The 15,406-nt window shown below is 61.9% G+C and carries 12 protein-coding genes; 4 read left to right on the top strand and 8 right to left on the bottom strand.

What is annotated here, in order from left to right; translation table 11 throughout:
- Positions 1-42 precede the first annotated feature (42 nt).
- The 7 genes from HBO19_RS14245 to HBO19_RS14215 all read right to left on the bottom strand — a co-directional run bounded on the left by HBO19_RS14245 (position 43) and on the right by HBO19_RS14215 (position 9,602).
- Positions 43-966, bottom strand: a complete 924-nt coding sequence (locus HBO19_RS14245; protein ID WP_170057723.1) for a hypothetical protein — start codon at positions 964-966, stop codon at positions 43-45.
- A gap of 166 nt (positions 967-1,132) precedes the next feature.
- On the bottom strand, positions 1,133-2,617 hold the full coding sequence (prpD, locus tag HBO19_RS14240; protein ID WP_170057722.1) for a 2-methylcitrate dehydratase: 1,485 nt from the start codon (positions 2,615-2,617) through the stop codon (positions 1,133-1,135).
- Positions 2,618-2,848: 231 nt separating this feature from the next.
- Positions 2,849-4,039, bottom strand: coding sequence for a 2-methylaconitate cis-trans isomerase PrpF (gene prpF / locus HBO19_RS14235; RefSeq protein WP_169954253.1), 1,191 nt, complete (start codon positions 4,037-4,039; stop codon positions 2,849-2,851).
- An 11-nt stretch (positions 4,040-4,050) separates the two neighbouring features.
- Positions 4,051-6,645, bottom strand: coding sequence for a Fe/S-dependent 2-methylisocitrate dehydratase AcnD (acnD, locus tag HBO19_RS14230; protein ID WP_169954300.1), 2,595 nt, complete (start codon positions 6,643-6,645; stop codon positions 4,051-4,053).
- A 187-nt stretch (positions 6,646-6,832) separates the two neighbouring features.
- Entirely contained in the window at positions 6,833-7,960 is a 1,128-nt protein-coding gene (gene prpC / locus HBO19_RS14225; RefSeq protein ID WP_170057721.1) for a 2-methylcitrate synthase, read from the bottom strand.
- A gap of 41 nt (positions 7,961-8,001) precedes the next feature.
- Entirely contained in the window at positions 8,002-8,895 is an 894-nt protein-coding gene (gene prpB / locus HBO19_RS14220; RefSeq protein WP_169954256.1) for a methylisocitrate lyase, read from the bottom strand.
- Positions 8,892-9,602 carry a GntR family transcriptional regulator gene (locus tag HBO19_RS14215; RefSeq protein ID WP_169954257.1) on the bottom strand — a complete coding sequence of 237 codons (711 nt, stop codon included), beginning with the start codon at positions 9,600-9,602 and terminating at the stop codon, positions 8,892-8,894. The genes prpB and HBO19_RS14215 overlap by 4 nt, the downstream gene beginning before the upstream one ends.
- Before the next feature lie 272 nt (positions 9,603-9,874).
- On the opposite strand from HBO19_RS14215, the gene HBO19_RS14210 reads away from it, so the two are divergent.
- The 4 genes from HBO19_RS14210 (at position 9,875) to pabB (ending at position 14,392) form a co-directional block, all read left to right on the top strand.
- Positions 9,875-10,411 carry an ATP-dependent zinc protease gene (locus HBO19_RS14210; RefSeq protein WP_170057720.1) on the top strand — a complete coding sequence of 179 codons (537 nt, stop codon included), beginning with the start codon at positions 9,875-9,877 and terminating at the stop codon, positions 10,409-10,411.
- 5 nt (positions 10,412-10,416) lie between these two features.
- Positions 10,417-11,949 carry an inactive transglutaminase family protein gene (locus HBO19_RS14205; RefSeq protein WP_169954258.1) on the top strand — a complete coding sequence of 511 codons (1,533 nt, stop codon included), beginning with the start codon at positions 10,417-10,419 and terminating at the stop codon, positions 11,947-11,949.
- The gene (locus tag HBO19_RS14200; protein WP_170057719.1) at positions 11,949-12,935 is read left to right on the top strand and encodes an alpha-L-glutamate ligase-like protein; all 987 of its coding nucleotides are present in this window, start codon (positions 11,949-11,951) and stop codon (positions 12,933-12,935) included. Before HBO19_RS14205 ends, HBO19_RS14200 begins: the two co-directional genes overlap by 1 nt.
- 113 nt (positions 12,936-13,048) lie before the next feature.
- A complete protein-coding gene (gene pabB / locus HBO19_RS14195) occupies positions 13,049-14,392 on the top strand; it encodes an aminodeoxychorismate synthase component I (protein ID WP_169954260.1) in 1,344 nt (447 codons plus the stop codon).
- Positions 14,393-14,636: 244 nt separating this feature from the next.
- Here the strand turns inward: pabB and thrH are convergent, their stop codons facing one another.
- Positions 14,637-15,254, bottom strand: coding sequence for a bifunctional phosphoserine phosphatase/homoserine phosphotransferase ThrH (gene thrH, locus HBO19_RS14190; RefSeq protein WP_029298307.1), 618 nt, complete (start codon positions 15,252-15,254; stop codon positions 14,637-14,639).
- Between the last annotated feature and the right edge of the window lie 152 nt (positions 15,255-15,406).

Genomic DNA, 15,406 nt, shown 5'->3' with positions numbered 1-15,406 from the left:
CCAACAGGGAGGCCCAGCCTCCCCTTATCGACGCGTTTGCCCTTACTTCGACTGGGCTTTGACCTGGGCACTCAATTGCGCTATTTGCTGTTGCAGTTGGGAAATCACCTGGGTGAACTCAGTCATCATTTGATCGATGCGAGCGCGCAATTGCTCGTTCTCGCGCATAAGATCATCAACACTGCGGGCCGACGGCGCCGTGGCTTCATCGGCCTGGGCCGATGGGGTGGCGTCCTTGGCACGGGGCGCTTGCTCAGCCGGCGCAGAGTCCGACGCGGCATTGCTGTCAGCCTTCGGGCCTGCGCTAGGAGCCTGATTTGCGGAAGTACCGGCCCCCGTTATTTTCTGGCTCAACGCCTGGATCTGCTCTTGCAGCCTGGTAACCACCGTCGTGAACTGGGTTTGCAACCGCTCGACCGTTTCACGCAGTTGGTCGTTTTCAGCAGTCAACTGCTCAAGATTACCCGGCGCTTCGGGGCCTGAAGCCGGCGTACTTTCTGCGCGGGCCGATGCTGCAGGCGCTGTTCCGTCCTGCTGCACCGCTGTGTTGTCCTGCCGAGCCGCTGGTTTTTCACCCGCGCCCTGATTGGATGGAGCGTCCTCTTTCTGCGGTTTTTGCATCGTGTTGACTTGCTGAGCCAGCTCAGCCACTTGCTGCTGCAGCGCGGTGATTATCGGCGAGAACTTGGCCACCAACTGGTTAAGCTGGTCGCGCAGCTGATTGTTTTGCTGGGAAAGCTGTGCGAGCTGGGCCGGGGCGGTATTGGTCGCAGATGACGGTGAGTTGACCAAGCCCTTGTGGGCCGCAAACTGCCCGCGCTGCTGTGCAGTCATAGGCTTTCGAGGGGATGCTGAATCTGCTGGAGTCTGGGTTTTGGCGCTGTTTTCGGACTGCGCGGATGCAGGCTTGGAGGGCATTTCATAGCCGTGGTAGGGCGCGTACTGCTGCTGGTTTACGCTAGTCATGGCGAACCTCTCATTTAATTCACAGGTCTTGCTTGCCAGACGACCCGGTACAAAAGGTCATCTGGCTACCTGATTGGCAATTATCTGAAGACGGTTCCGAAGATGTAGGACATACGATTGGCAAAGTGTGTCGACTGCAAATCCTGCCACCTTGCAGCGGCTTTTATTACATCACCCACAGATCCACAAACCGATTCACCGGCGTCCCTTCCAGCCGTGCCTGGTCCTTGCACAGTGCAAAAATCTCAGCGCTGCGCTGCGCAGTGAAGCGTGTCGCCAGGTTGGCCTTGAACTTGTCTTCCAGCAACGGAATGCCATCCGCCCGGCGCCGACGATGGCCAATCGGGTATTCCACCGCGACCTGTTCGGTGCTCGAACCATCGGTGAAAAACACCTGCACGGCGTTGGCAATGGAACGCTTGTCAGCTTCCAGGTATTCGCGGCTGTAACGCGGGTCTTCGACGATGACCATTTTTTTGCGTAACTCATCGATGATCGGGTGTGCGGCATGGAATTCATCTTCGTACTGCTCGGCCACCAGGTTGCCAAACGCCAGGGGCACAGCGGTCATGTATTGCAGGCAGTGGTCGCGGTCGGCCGCATTAGCCAGTTGGCCGACCTTGGAAATGATGCGAATGGCCGACTCGTGGGTGGTGATCACGATGCGCTCGATTTCATGCAAGCGCTGCTTGACCTGCGGGTACAAGGTGACGGCGGCTTCACAGGCGGTCTGGGCGTGGAATTCGGCGGGAAAGCTGATCTTGAACAGCACGTTTTCCATCACATAAGTGCCATAGGGCTGGGGCAGGCTGAACGCGCGCTTGCCCTCAGGTTTGAGGGCCAGGTCCTTGTTGGTGTGGCTGAACAGCACGTCATAAAAACCCCATTGCGGCGCGCTCAACACACCCGGGATGCCCATTTCGCCGCGCAGGGCGATATCCGCCAGGCGCACGCCACGGCTCGACGCATCCCCCGCCGCCCACGACTTGCGCGACCCGGCATTCGGCGCGTGACGGTAAGTGCGCAGCGCCTGCCCATCGACAAACGCCTGGGACAACGCCGCCAGCAGTTGCTCACGATTGGCACCCATCAACTTGGCGCAAACCGCCGTAGAGGCGACTTTGACCAGCAGCACATGGTCGAGGCCGACGCGGTTGAAGGAGTTTTCCAGGGCAATCACGCCCTGGATTTCGTGGGCCATGATCATCGCTTCCAGCACCGCGCGCACGGTCAGCGGCGCCTCGCCATGGGCCACGCGTTTTTGTGACAGGTGATCGGCAACGGCCAGGATGCCGCCGAGGTTATCCGAAGGATGGCCCCATTCGGCGGCGAGCCAGGTGTCGTTGTAATCGAGCCAACGCACGATGCAGCCGATGTCCCACGCGGCCTTGACCGGGTCCAGGCGATGGGACGTACCCGGCACCCGGGCACCGAACGGCACCACTGTGCCTTCGACAATCGGTCCCAAATGCTTGGTGCACTCAGGAAAGCGCAGGGCCAGCAGGCCGCAGCCGAGGGTGTCCATCAGGCAGTTGCGGGCGGTGTCCAGGGCGTCCCGTGAGTCGATGCGGTAGTTGAGGACGTAATCGGCGATGTCCTGCAAAACCTGATCATAGTCGGGGCGGTTGTTCTGGTCGACGTTGGCGCTCATGGCAGTACTCCAAAATAGGTGGGTGTGTTCCTTCCTCAGGCTCAGGGTTGGTCGTTTGTGGCAGGTCTGAATGCCTGCTCTCGTACATAAATCCAGAGGCCGCTGACGCTCCCTTGTGGGAGCGGGCTTGCCCGCGATAGCGCTGGATCAGTTGGTATCTGCGTGACTGACACGCCGCAATCGCGGGCAAGCCCGCTCCCACACAAGCCCACTCACACATGGGGGCCGGCTTTAGAATGCGTCGCCGGGCACGCGCACGTAGCCTTCCATCAAGACCCGTGCACTGCGGCTCATGATGGCCTTCTTCACCACCCATTCGCCGTTGACCTGGCTGGCCTCTGCGCCCACGCGCAAGGTGCCGGACGGATGCCCGAAGCGCACCGCATTGCGTTCCACACCGCCCGCCGCGAGGTTGACCAGCGTCCCGGAAATCGCCGCCGCCGTGCCAATCGCCACCGCGGCCGTGCCCATCATCGCGTGGTGCAGCTTGCCCATGGACAGCGCCCGCACCAGCAGGTCCACATCGCCGGCCTTGATCGCCTTGCCACTGGAGGCCAGGTAATCCGCAGGCTTGGCCACGAACGCCAGCTTCGGTGTGTGCTGGCGCTGGGCCGCTTCGTCCAGGTGCTTGATCAGGCCCATGCGCAACGCCCCATGGGCCCGCACTGTCTCGAACATGGCCAGGGCTTTCGGATCGCTATTGATCGCGCCTTGCAGCTCGGTGCCGGTGTAGCCGAGGTCTTGCGCGTTGATAAAAATCGTCGGGATCCCCGCGTTGATCAGCGTCGCCTTGAAGGTGCCGACACCCGGCACTTGCAGGTCGTCGATCAGGTTGCCGGTGGGGAACATCGAACCGCCGCCGCCCTCTTCTTCGGCTGCCGGGTCGAGGAATTCCAGTTGCACTTCGGCCGCCGGGAAAGTCACGCCATCCAGCTCGAAGTCGCCGGTTTCCTGCACCGCGCCGTCGGTGATCGGCACATGGGCGATGATGGTCTTGCCGATATTCGCCTGCCAAACCCGCACCACGGCCACGCCGTTAGAGGGGATACGCGCTGCGTCCACCAGGCCAGCACTGATGGCGAATGCACCCACCGCTGCCGACAGGTTGCCGCAGTTGCCGCTCCAGTCGACAAAAGGCTTGTCGATGGACACCTGGCCAAACAGGTAGTCCACGTCATGCTCGGCGCGGGTGCTCTTGGCGAGGATCACGGTTTTGCTGGTGCTCGACGTGGCACCGCCCATGCCGTCGATCTGCTTGTCATAGGGGTCGGGGCTGCCGATCACCCGCAGCAGCAGGGCATCGCGCGCCGCCCCCGGGACCTGGGCCGATTCGGGCAAGTCCTTGAGGTTGAAAAACACGCCCTTGCTGGTGCCGCCACGCATGTAGGTGGCGGCGATCTTGATTTGCGCTACGTGTGTCATGGTTATCCTCTTCAGGCGGTCGCCGCCGATTCCAGGAAGTCCTGGGCAAAACGCTGCAACACGCCGCCCGCCTCGTAGATCGACACTTCTTCGGCGGTGTCCAGGCGGCAGGTCACTGGCACTTCGACACGTTCGCCATTCTTGCGGTTGATCACCAGGGTCAACTGCGCACGCGGGGTGCGCTCGCCGATTACGTCATAGGTTTCGCTGCCATCGATCTGCAGGGTCTTGCGGTCGGTGCCCGGCAAAAATTCCAGGGGCAGCACGCCCATGCCCACCAGGTTGGTGCGGTGGATGCGTTCGAAGCCTTCGGCGGCAATCGCTTCCACACCCGCCAGGCGCACGCCCTTGGCCGCCCAGTCGCGGGACGAACCCTGGCCGTAGTCGGCGCCGGCAATGATGATCAGCGGCTGCTTGCGCTCCATGTAGGTTTCGATGGCTTCCCACATCCGCGTGACCCGGCCTTCCGGTTCGATGCGCGCCAGGGAACCCTGCTTGACCTTGCCGTTTTCCTGGACCATTTCATTGAACAGCTTGGGGTTGGCAAAGGTCGCGCGCTGGGCGGTCAGGTGGTCGCCACGGTGCGTTGCATAGGAGTTGAAGTCGACTTCCGGCAAGCCCATTTTCGCCAGGTATTCGCCGGCGGCGCTGTCGAGCATGATCGCGTTGGACGGCGACAAGTGGTCAGTGGTGATGTTGTCCGGCAGCACCGCCAGCGGGCGCATGCCCTTGAGCGGACGCGCACCGGCCAGGGCGCCCTCCCAGTACGGCGGGCGACGGATGTAGGTGCTTTGCGGGCGCCAGTCGTACAGCGGGGTGACTTTCGGGCCGGTGTCTTCATGGATCGCGAACATCGGGATGTAGACCTGGCGGAACTGCTCAGGCTTGACCGATGCCTTGACCACCGCGTCGATTTCTTCGTCGCTCGGCCAGATGTCCTGCAGGCGGATTTCCTTGCCGCTCGCGTCCAGGCCCAGTACGTCTTTTTCGATATCGAAACGGATGGTGCCGGCAATCGCGTAGGCCACCACCAGCGGTGGCGACGCCAGGAACGCTTGCTTGGCGTACGGGTGGATGCGCCCGTCGAAGTTGCGGTTACCCGAGAGCACGGCGGTGGCGTACAGGTCGCGGTCGATGATTTCTTGCTGGATCACCGGGTCGAGTGCACCGGACATGCCGTTGCAGGTGGTGCAGGCGAAGGCAACGACGCCAAAACCCAACTGCTCCAACTCGCTGGTCAGCCCGGCTTCGTCGAGGTACATGGCCACGGTTTTCGAACCCGGGGCCAGGGATGACTTGACCCACGGCTTGCGGGCCAGCCCCAGCTTGTTGGCATTGCGCGCCAGCAGGCCGGCGGCGATCACGTTGCGCGGGTTGCTGGTGTTGGTGCAACTGGTAATGGCAGCGATGATCACCGCGCCGTCGGGCATTTGCCCCGGCACGTCATCCCATTGCCCGGAAATGCCCTTGGCCGCCAGGTCGCTGGTAGCCACACGTGCATGCGGGTTGCTCGGGCCGGCCATATTGCGCACGACGCTGGACAGGTCGAAGCTCAGGCCACGCTCGTATTGCGCGCCCTTGAGGTCATCGGCCCACAGGCCGGTGTGCCGTGCGTACTGCTCGACCAGGGCGACTTGTTCGTCTTCGCGACCGGTGAGCTTGAGGTAGGCGATGGTCTGCGCGTCGATGTAGAACATCGCCGCCGTGGCGCCGTATTCCGGGGCCATGTTGGAGATGGTGGCGCGGTCGCCCAGGGTCAGGGCCGAAGCGCCTTCACCGAAGAACTCCAGCCAGGCACCGACGACTTTCTGCTGGCGCAGGAACTCGGTCAGGGCCAGCACCATGTCGGTGGCGGTGATGCCCGGTTGCAGCTTGCCCGTCAGTTCGACGCCAACGCTTTCCGGCAGGCGCATCCACGACGCGCGGCCAAGCATCACACTCTCGGCTTCCAGGCCGCCGACGCCAATGGCGATCACGCCCAGGGCGTCGACGTGGGGGGTGTGGCTGTCGGTGCCGACGCAAGTATCCGGGAAGGCCACGCCGTCACGCACCTGGATCACCGGGGACATTTTCTCCAGGTTGATCTGGTGCATGATGCCGTTGCCCGGCGGGATCACATCGACGTTCTTGAAGGCCTTTTTGGTCCACTCGATAAAGTGGAAACGGTCTTCGTTGCGGCGGTCTTCGATGGCGCGATTTTTCTCGAAGGCCTGTGGGTCAGAACCACCGGCCTCGACCGCCAGGGAGTGGTCGACGATCAGTTGGGTCGGCACCACCGGGTTGACCTGGGCCGGGTCCCCCCCTTGCAGGGCGATGGCATCACGCAGGCCGGCGAGGTCCACCAGGGCGGTCTGGCCGAGGATGTCATGGCATACCACACGGGCCGGGAACCAGGGAAAGTCGAGGTCGCGCTTGCGTTCGATCAACTGGCTCAGGGACGCGTTGAGCGTCGCCGGGTCGCAGCGGCGCACCAGGTTTTCGGCGAGCACGCGGGAGGTGTAGGGCAGCGTGGCGTAGGCACCGGGGGTGATGGCCTCGACAGCCGCACGGGCGTCGAAGTAATCCAGGCGGCTGCCGGGGAGCGGTTTGCGAAATTCAGTGTTCATCGTCAGGACTCGGTCACGGTAGATTCACAGGGCGAACTGTCGACACTGGCCTGGCTATTTTGTGGGAGCGGGCTTGCCCGCGATAGCGGTGTGTCAGCCGACAATGATGTTGGCTGACAGTCAGTCATCGCGGGCAAGCCCGCTCCCACAGAGAAGCACAATCGCCAGTGTGCTCGGCTCATCCCACTCAGCGACGTTCGATTGGCACGAACTTGCGCTGCTCGACGCCGATGTACTCGGCGCTTGGACGGATGATGCGGTTGTTGGCACGCTGCTCGAACACATGCGCCGCCCAGCCGGTGAGGCGCGAGCAGACGAAGATAGGCGTGAACAGCTTGGTCGGGATGCCCATGAAGTGGTACGCCGAGGCATGGTAGAAGTCGGCGTTGGGGAACAGTTTTTTCTGTTCCCACATGGTTTTGTCGATGGCTTCGGAGACCGGGAACAGCACCTTGTCGCCCACTTCATCGGCGAGTTTTTTCGACCAGCCCTTGATCACTTCATTACGCGGGTCGTTGTCTTTATAGATCGCGTGGCCAAAGCCCATGATCTTGTCCTTGCGCTCCAACATGCCAAGGGTGCCTTTCACGGCTTCTTCGGCCGAGGAGAAACGCTCGATCATTTCCATCGCCGCTTCGTTGGCGCCGCCATGCAGCGGGCCGCGCAGCGAGCCGATGGCGGCGGTGACGCAGGAATACAAGTCGGACAGGGTCGAGGCACACACACGAGCGGTGAAAGTCGAGGCGTTGAACTCGTGCTCGGCGTACAGGATCAGCGACACGTTCATGACTTTTTCGTGCAGCGGGCTCGGCTTCTCGCCGTGCAGCAGGTGCAGGAAATGCCCACCGATGCTCGGCTCGTCGGTCACGCAGTCGATGCGCTTGCCGTCATGGCTGAAGCGGTACCAGTAGCACATGATCGCCGGGAACGCGGCCAGCAGGCGGTCGGTGACATCGCGCTGCACGCTGAAGTCTTGTTCCGGCTCGATGTTGCCGAGGAACGAGCAACCGGTGCGCATCACGTCCATCGGGTGGGCGTCGGCGGGGATGCGCTCCAGTACTTCCTTGAGCGCCTGGGGCAGGTCACGCAGCTTGCTCAGCTTGGCGCTGTAGGCCGCCAGCTCGGCCTTGCTCGGCAATTCGCCGTACAACAGCAGGTAGGCGACTTCTTCAAACTGCGCGTCGGCGGCCAGTTCACGCACGTCGTAGCCGCGATAGGTCAGGCCGGCACCGGCCTGGCCCACGGTGGACAGTGCCGTCTGCCCGGCCACCTGGCCACGCAGGCCGGCGCCACTGAGTACTTTTGCTTCAGCCATGGTTCTTCTCCAATTTTGTAGTTATCTGGGAGGCGCTGCGCTTATTTCTTGGCGGCGAACAGCGCGTCGAGCTTCTGCTCGAAGGTGTGGTAGTCAATGCGATCGTAAAGCTCCATGCGGGTTTGCATGGTGTCGATCACGTTCTGTTGGGTGCCGTCGCGACGGATCGCGGTGTAGACGTTCTCGGCGGCCTTGTTCATGGCGCGGAATGCCGACAACGGGTACAGCACGATGGAAACATCGGCAGATTTCAACTGTTCGGTGGTGTACAGCGGCGTCGCGCCGAATTCCGTGATGTTGGCCAGGATCGGCGCCTTCACACGGGAGGCGAACAGCTTGTACATCTCCAGCTCGGTGATGGCCTCGGGGAAGACCATGTCGGCGCCGGCCTCGATGCACGCGGCAGCGCGTTCCAGGGCAGACTCCAGGCCTTCCACGGCCAGGGCGTCGGTGCGCGCCATGATCACGAAGCTGTCATCGGTGCGGGCATCCACGGCAGCCTTGATGCGGTCGACCATTTCCTGCTGCGAGACGATTTCCTTATTCGGGCGATGGCCGCAGCGCTTGGCGCCCACCTGGTCTTCGATATGGATCGCGGCGGCGCCGAACTTGATCATCGACTTGACGGTACGCGCCACGTTGAACGCCGAGGAACCGAAACCGGTGTCTACGTCCACCAGCAGCGGCAGGTCGCATACGTCGGTGATCCGGCGCACGTCGGTCAGCACGTCATCCAGGCCGGTGATGCCCAGGTCCGGCACACCCAGGGAGCCCGCGGCGACACCGCCACCGGACAGGTAAATGGCCTTGAAACCGGCGCGCTTGGCCAGCAAGGCATGGTTGGCGTTGATCGCGCCAACCACTTGCAGCGGGTGTTCGCTGGCTACCGCATCACGGAAACGCTGGCCTGGGGTGCTGTTTTTATCGGAACTCATGACTCACCTCTCGAGGGGGCGCCGTCGGGGAAGTGACGGGCGATATTGCGTTTGGAAGCGCCGATATGACGGCGCATCAACAACTCGGCCAGTTCACCGTCGCGATCGGCAATCGCGTCAAGAATGCGGTGATGCTCGGCAAATGCCTGGCGTGGACGATTGGGGGTGGCGGAGAACTGGATGCGGTACATGCGCACCAGTTGATACAGCTCGCCGCACAGCATCTGGGTCAAGGTGCGGTTACGCGCGCCCTGGATGATCCGGTAGTGAAAGTCGAAGTCGCCTTCCTGCTGGTAATAGCCAACACCGGCCTGGAACGCAGCATCGCGCTCGTGGGTGTGCAGGACCTGGCGCAGCTCCTCGATTTCTGCGTCGGTCATGCGCTCGGCGGCCAGGCGGCAGGCCATGCCTTCGAGGGATTCGCGGATTTCGTAGAGTTCCACCAGTTCCGCCTGGCTCAGGGACACCACCCGCGCGCCGACATGGGGCACGCGCACCAGCAGGCGCTGGCCTTCCAGGCGGTGGATCGCCTCGCGCAACGGGCCACGGCTGATGCCGTAGGTGCGCGCCAGCTCAGGCTCAGAGATCTTGCTGCCGGGGGCTATCTCGCCCTTGACGATGGCGGCCTGGATACGACGGAAGACGTTCTCGGACATCGTCTGGGAATCGTCCTGCCCTGCCACCGGAATTTCCAGCTGATCCAGCATGATTGTCGACACCTTTAAAAGCAATGCCGCAAAAACTAGCCAATCAGCCCCTGATAGTCAAAGAATAAATGCACATTGTCGACAATCGTCTAATAACCCGCTCTGCACGCGACAAGGCATGGCCGGCTGCCAGCGCTGGCGCCAGAAAACCTTCATGTTAGAATGCCCGCCGCATTTGCCTGACATCTCCGGATGAAAAGGCGCACGAGGGAGCTTGCGCAGCAATGCCAGTCGCCTTGAATCAAACATCGCACTGCACCGCCTCAGGATCTATGAGACTCAAGCCCTTCCCCCTATTGTTCTGCCTACTGATGTTTCCGGGCCTTGGCATCGCTGCCGAGAAGACGGTTTACGGCCTCAATGAATACGCCAAGCTGGCGGGCATTGACCTGGAAGTCGCCGCCAAGCTCGACACCGGCGCCAAGACTGCGTCCTTGAGTGCCCGGGATATTCAGCGCTTCAAGCGCAATGGTGAGTCCTGGGTCCGCTTCTACCTGGCCATCGACACCGCCCATTCGCACCCCATCGAGCGCCCCCTGGCCCGCGTCAGCAAGATCAAGCGCCGCGCCGGCGACTACGACCCCGATGAGGACAAGAACTACACCGCCCGTCCGGTGATTGCCCTGGACATCTGCATGGGCACCGCTTTACGCAGCATCGAAGTGAACTTGACTGACCGCAGCGCCTTCCAATATCCGCTGCTGATCGGCTCCGAAGCCTTGAAACGCTTTGATGCGCTGGTCGACCCCAGTCTTAAATACGCAGCGGGCAAACCTGCCTGCGCCACCGACGCTCATACCGCCGAGTAATTCCAATGCGCTCTCTTACTATGCACCTGAAGATTCTGATCGCCGTCCTGGTGGTACTGGGCATTTCGGTCACGGCCTATCAGATCTTCGTCCTCGGCATCCCGGTGACCGAAGACGCCACTGACGACCTGTGGAACATCGACGCCAAGGTCGAGTTCGTCGCCAATGCCAAGGACCCGGTCAAGGTCCAGATGTTCGTGCCGCCCCTGAGCCGCGACTTCGTCAGCCTCAATGAGAGCTTCATCTCCAATAACTATGGGGTGAGCGTCAACCGCATCGACGGCAACCGCAAGGTCACCTGGTCGGCCCGGCGCGCCAAGGGCAACCAGACCCTCTACTACCGCCTGGTGCTGACCAAGCGCTACAGCGGCGAGAAGGTCAAGGTCAAGGGCCCGACCTTCCGCGACAGCATTGCCGTGGAAGGCCCGGAAAAAATCGCCGCCGAGGCCCTGCTGGCACCGATCCGCCAGCACTCGGCCGATGTCGAGACGTTTATCAGCGAAGCCATCAAGCGCACCAACAACCTTAACGACGATAACGTCAAGCTGCTGCTGGCGGGCGATCCGTCGACGCCCCACAAGGCCAAGATCGTCGAGTTACTGCTGTCCATCGCCCACGTGCCGGTAGAAAAAGTCCACACCATCCGCCTGGTGGCCGACCAACCGCAAACCCCGGAGCTGTGGCTGCGCAGCTTCAATGGCAACGACTGGCTGTACTTCAACCCGGAAACCGGCGAACAGGGCCTGCCCTCGGACCGCCTGCTGTGGTGGACCGGCGATGAAAACCTGATCACCGTCGATGGCGGCAAGAAAGCCGCCGTGACCTTCAGCCTGAACAACAGCGAGATGAACGCGATCCGCCTGGCCAAGCTGACGGACGAGAACACCGACGCCAACTTCCTCGAATACTCGCTCTACGGCCTGCCGCTGCAAACCCAGCAGACCTTCATGATCATGGTGATGATCCCCATTGGCGTGCTGGTGATCCTGATTCTGCGCAACCTGATCGGCCTGCAAACCCTGGGTACATTCACCCCGGTACTGATCGCCCTGGCATTTCGCGAGACGCAGCTGGGCTTTGGCATCGTGCTGTTTACCGTGATTACGGCGCTCGGGCTGTCGCTGCGCTCGTACCTGGAGCACTTGAAGTTGCAGATGCTGCCGAGGCTGTCGGTGGTGCTGACCTTCGTCGTGGTGCTGATTGCGGCCATCAGCCTGTTCAGCCACAAGCTGGGCCTGGAACGCGGCCTGTCGGTGGCGCTGTTCCCGATGGTGATCCTGACCATGACCATCGAACGCCTGTCCATCACCTGGGAAGAGCGCGGTGGCGGCCATGCGATGAAAGTCGCGATTGGCACCCTGTTCGCCGCGTCCCTGGCCCACATCATCATGAGCGTGCCGGAGCTGATCTACTTCGTGTTCACCTTCCCGGCGATCCTGTTGATCCTGGTGGGCTTCATGCTGGCCATGGGTCGCTACCGTGGCTACCGCCTGACCGAGCTGGTGCGTTTCAAGGCCTTCCTCAAGGCTGATTCGTAATGTTCGGGTTCTGGAAGACCTGGAAGGCCCTGGAGGCGCGGGGCATCATGGGCATCAACCGGCGTAATGCCGACTACGTGCTCAAGTACAACAAGCGCAGCCTGTATCCGATTGTCGATGACAAGATCATCACCAAGGAGCGGGCGATTGCGGCCGGGATCCATGTGCCAGAGATGTACGGGATCATTTCCACCGAAAAAGAAATCGACAAGCTCGACGAAATCATTGGTGGCCGTAGCGATTTCGTGATCAAGCCGGCCCAGGGCGCCGGCGGCGACGGCATCCTGGTGATCGCCGACCGCTTTGAAGGGCGCTATCGCACTGTGTCCGGCAAGATCATCAGCCATGAGGAAATCGAGCACCAGATCTCCAGCATCCTCACCGGCCTGTATTCCCTGGGCGGCCACCGTGACCGCGCACTCATCGAGTACCGCGTGGTGCCCGACCAGATCTTCAAGAGCATCAGCTACGAAGGCGTGCCGGATATCCGCATCATCGTGTTGATGGGCTACCCGGTGATGGCCATGCTGCGCTTGCCGACCCGCCAGTCCGGCGGCAAGGCCAACCTGCACCAGGGCGCGATTGGTGTCGGTGTGGACCTGGCCACCGGCCTGACCCTGCGCGGCACCTGGCTGAACAACATCATCACCAAGCACCCCGACACCACCAACGCGGTGGACGGTGTGCAACTGCCCAACTGGGACGGTTTCATGAAACTCGCCGCCGGCTGCTACGAGTTGTGCGGGCTGGGTTACATCGGCGTGGACATGGTGCTGGACCAGGAAAAAGGCCCGCTGATCCTGGAACTCAATGCCCGGCCGGGGCTGAATATCCAGATCGCCAACGATTGCGGCCTGACCTTGCGCACCCATGCGGTAGAAGCTCGCCTTGAAGAGCTGAAGGCGGCGGGCGTGACGGAAACGGCTGAAGAACGCGTGCGGTTTGCCCAGGAAATGTTTGGGCATATTCCACCGGTAGAAGGCTGAGTAACCCACCCGGCCGCGCCCCTCAACCAACAATCCCCGACATCCCCTCTAGGAGCAAATCCTACAGGGGACTACAATCCCCTCCCCCGCGCCCATGGCTGATACACCCCCGCATGTCGACCTGCTCCGTACACCCGCTGCCCTACCACGCCAACCCCGCCGAGTATTTTGCGGCGATCCGCCATGCGCCTGGCGCCGTGCTGCTGGACAGTGGCCGGCCGGCAGCCGAGCGTGGTCGTTATGACCTGCTCAGCGCCTGGCCGGAAGCAACGTTGGCGGTGTGGCCGGATGAAAGCGGTAGCGATTTCCTGGAGCGTCTGAGGGAAAACCTGACGCTGCTGGGTGACGCCAGCCTGCCCGCGCCTTATGAACTACCGTTTGCCGGCGGCTTGATCGGCTACCTGAGCTACGACTTTGGCCGCCACCTGGAACAACTCCCGCAGCAGGCAATCGATGACATCGGCCTGCCCGACGCACGTTTTGGCCTCTACTCCTGGGCGTTGATCAGCGACCACCAGGCACGCACCAGCCAATTGGTGTTCCACCCGAAACTGCCGCAAAGCGAACGGCAAAGGCTGCTGGACCTGTTCCGCCACCCTGCCGCCCACACCCCGGCCAGCTTCAAGCTGCACAGCCGAATGACCCCAGACCTGAGCGCCGCCGCCTATGAACAGGCCCTGGCGCGGATCCAGGACTATATCCAGGCGGGTGACTGTTACCAGGTCAACTTTGCCCAACGCTTTCGCGCGGCGTGCAACGGCGATCCCTGGGTCGCCTATTGCGCCTTGCGGGCCGCCTGCCCGACGCCGTTCTCGGGCTTCCAGAGCCTGCCGGATGACGGCGCGGTCGTAAGCCTGTCACCGGAACGCTTCGTGCGGATCAGCCAGCGCCAGGTGGAAACCCGCCCGATCAAGGGCACCCGCCCCCGAGGGCGAACACCCAACGAGGATGCAGCCAACGCCGCCGAACTCCTGGCCAGCCCCAAGGATCGGGCAGAGAACCTGATGATCGTCGATCTGTTGCGCAATGACCTGGGGCGCACCTGCCGCACCGGCTCGGTCAAGGTGCCGGAGCTGTTCAGCCTGGAAAGCTACCCGAATGTGCATCACCTGGTAAGCAGCGTCACGGGCGAGTTGGCTGACGACAAAGACGCCCTGGACCTGATCGCCGGCAGCTTCCCCGGCGGCTCGATTACCGGCGCACCGAAGATCCGTGCAATGCAGATCATCGACGAACTGGAACCGACCCGGCGCGGGCTGTACTGCGGCTCGCTGCTATACCTTGACGTACGCGGCGAGATGGACAGTTCCATCGCCATCCGCAGCCTGCTGGTCAAGGACGGCCAGGTCTGTTGCTGGGGTGGCGGCGGGATCGTCGCCGATTCCCAGTGGCAAGAGGAGTACCAGGAATCGATGACCAAGGTGCGGGTGTTGCTGGAGACGCTGGAAGGGCTGTAAACGCATATCCCAGGGAAAGCACCTGAATCGACCGCCGTGGACCGTGCTGGAGCGCAACGATAGCGTCTGATCACATGGCGCGACGGCTTGTTGCCCTTATCGTTTTATCGCTTGCGCCGTTGAAGCACAGCCCTTTTTCGAGGACCTCATGGTAAGCAAGCCCACCTTCGACTGCGTTCCCAAAGGATAAACGCGGTCGAAGGTGGGCTTGCTGGCGATGAGGCATCCAGCCTCGCTAAATCACTTACAGGCTCAACGAACGATTCGAAGCCTTGATGAACTCCCGCTTCAAGTCCTCAAAGGTATGCACCGCCGGAAATTGCGGGAACTCGCGGATCACGTTTTCCGGTGCATGGAACAGAATCCCACGGTCCGCTTCACCGAGCATGGTGGTGTCGTTGTAGGAATCGCCCGCAGCGATGACCCGGTAGTACAGGGTCTTGAAGGCCAGCACCGACTGGCGCTTGGGGTCTTTCTGGCGCAATTGATAGCTCACCACCCGGTCATTTTCATCGGTAATCAGGCGGTGGCAAAGCAGGGTCGGAAAGCCCAGTTGACGCATCAACGGCTGGGAAAACTCATAGAAGGTGTCCGACAGGATCACCACCTGGAAGCGCTCGCGCAGCCAATCGACGAACTCGATCGCACCTTCCAGCGGCTTGAGGGTGGCGATCACTTCCTGGATATCCGACAGCTTCAAGCCGTGCTCGTCGAGAATCCGCAGGCGCTGCTTCATCAGCACGTCGTAGTCGGGAATGTCCCGGGTGGTGGCCCGCAAGGATTCAATACCGGTTTTTTCAGCGAAGGCGATCCAGATTTCCGGAACCAGCACCCCTTCCAGGTCGAGACAGGCAATTTCCACAAGACACTCCCATTTGGATTTTTTTCAGTTGAGCGAGCAAAAGGACTGCCGAACTCTAGCGATTCGCGCTGGCCGCCGCAACGCAGGGCGGATTTTGTTAACATCCCACTCCTATAGAGCGCTCAGCGCCACTGACCTGTAGGAACCGTCCT

Source organism: Pseudomonas sp. WS 5021 (assembly GCF_012985535.1).
GTDB lineage: Bacteria > Pseudomonadota > Gammaproteobacteria > Pseudomonadales > Pseudomonadaceae > Aquipseudomonas.
Note: the sequence above shows the minus strand (reverse complement) of the source record. Positions and strands in the feature narration are given on the sequence as shown.

Excerpts from the sequence above, each read along its gene's own strand:
- HBO19_RS14245 (WP_170057723.1), bottom strand. The coding sequence starts at position 966 with ATGACTAGCGTAAACCAGCAGCAGTACGCGCCCTACCACGGCTATGAA.
- prpD (WP_170057722.1), bottom strand. The coding sequence starts at position 2,617 with ATGAGCGCCAACGTCGACCAGAACAACCGCCCCGACTATGATCAGGTT.
- prpF (WP_169954253.1), bottom strand. The coding sequence starts at position 4,039 with ATGACACACGTAGCGCAAATCAAGATCGCCGCCACCTACATGCGTGGC.
- acnD (WP_169954300.1), bottom strand. The coding sequence starts at position 6,645 with ATGAACACTGAATTTCGCAAACCGCTCCCCGGCAGCCGCCTGGATTAC.
- prpC (WP_170057721.1), bottom strand. The coding sequence starts at position 7,960 with ATGGCTGAAGCAAAAGTACTCAGTGGCGCCGGCCTGCGTGGCCAGGTG.
- prpB (WP_169954256.1), bottom strand. The coding sequence starts at position 8,895 with ATGAGTTCCGATAAAAACAGCACCCCAGGCCAGCGTTTCCGTGATGCG.
- HBO19_RS14215 (WP_169954257.1), bottom strand. The coding sequence starts at position 9,602 with ATGCTGGATCAGCTGGAAATTCCGGTGGCAGGGCAGGACGATTCCCAG.
- HBO19_RS14210 (WP_170057720.1), top strand. The coding sequence starts at position 9,875 with ATGAGACTCAAGCCCTTCCCCCTATTGTTCTGCCTACTGATGTTTCCG.
- HBO19_RS14205 (WP_169954258.1), top strand. The coding sequence starts at position 10,417 with ATGCGCTCTCTTACTATGCACCTGAAGATTCTGATCGCCGTCCTGGTG.
- HBO19_RS14200 (WP_170057719.1), top strand. The coding sequence starts at position 11,949 with ATGTTCGGGTTCTGGAAGACCTGGAAGGCCCTGGAGGCGCGGGGCATC.
- pabB (WP_169954260.1), top strand. The coding sequence starts at position 13,049 with ATGTCGACCTGCTCCGTACACCCGCTGCCCTACCACGCCAACCCCGCC.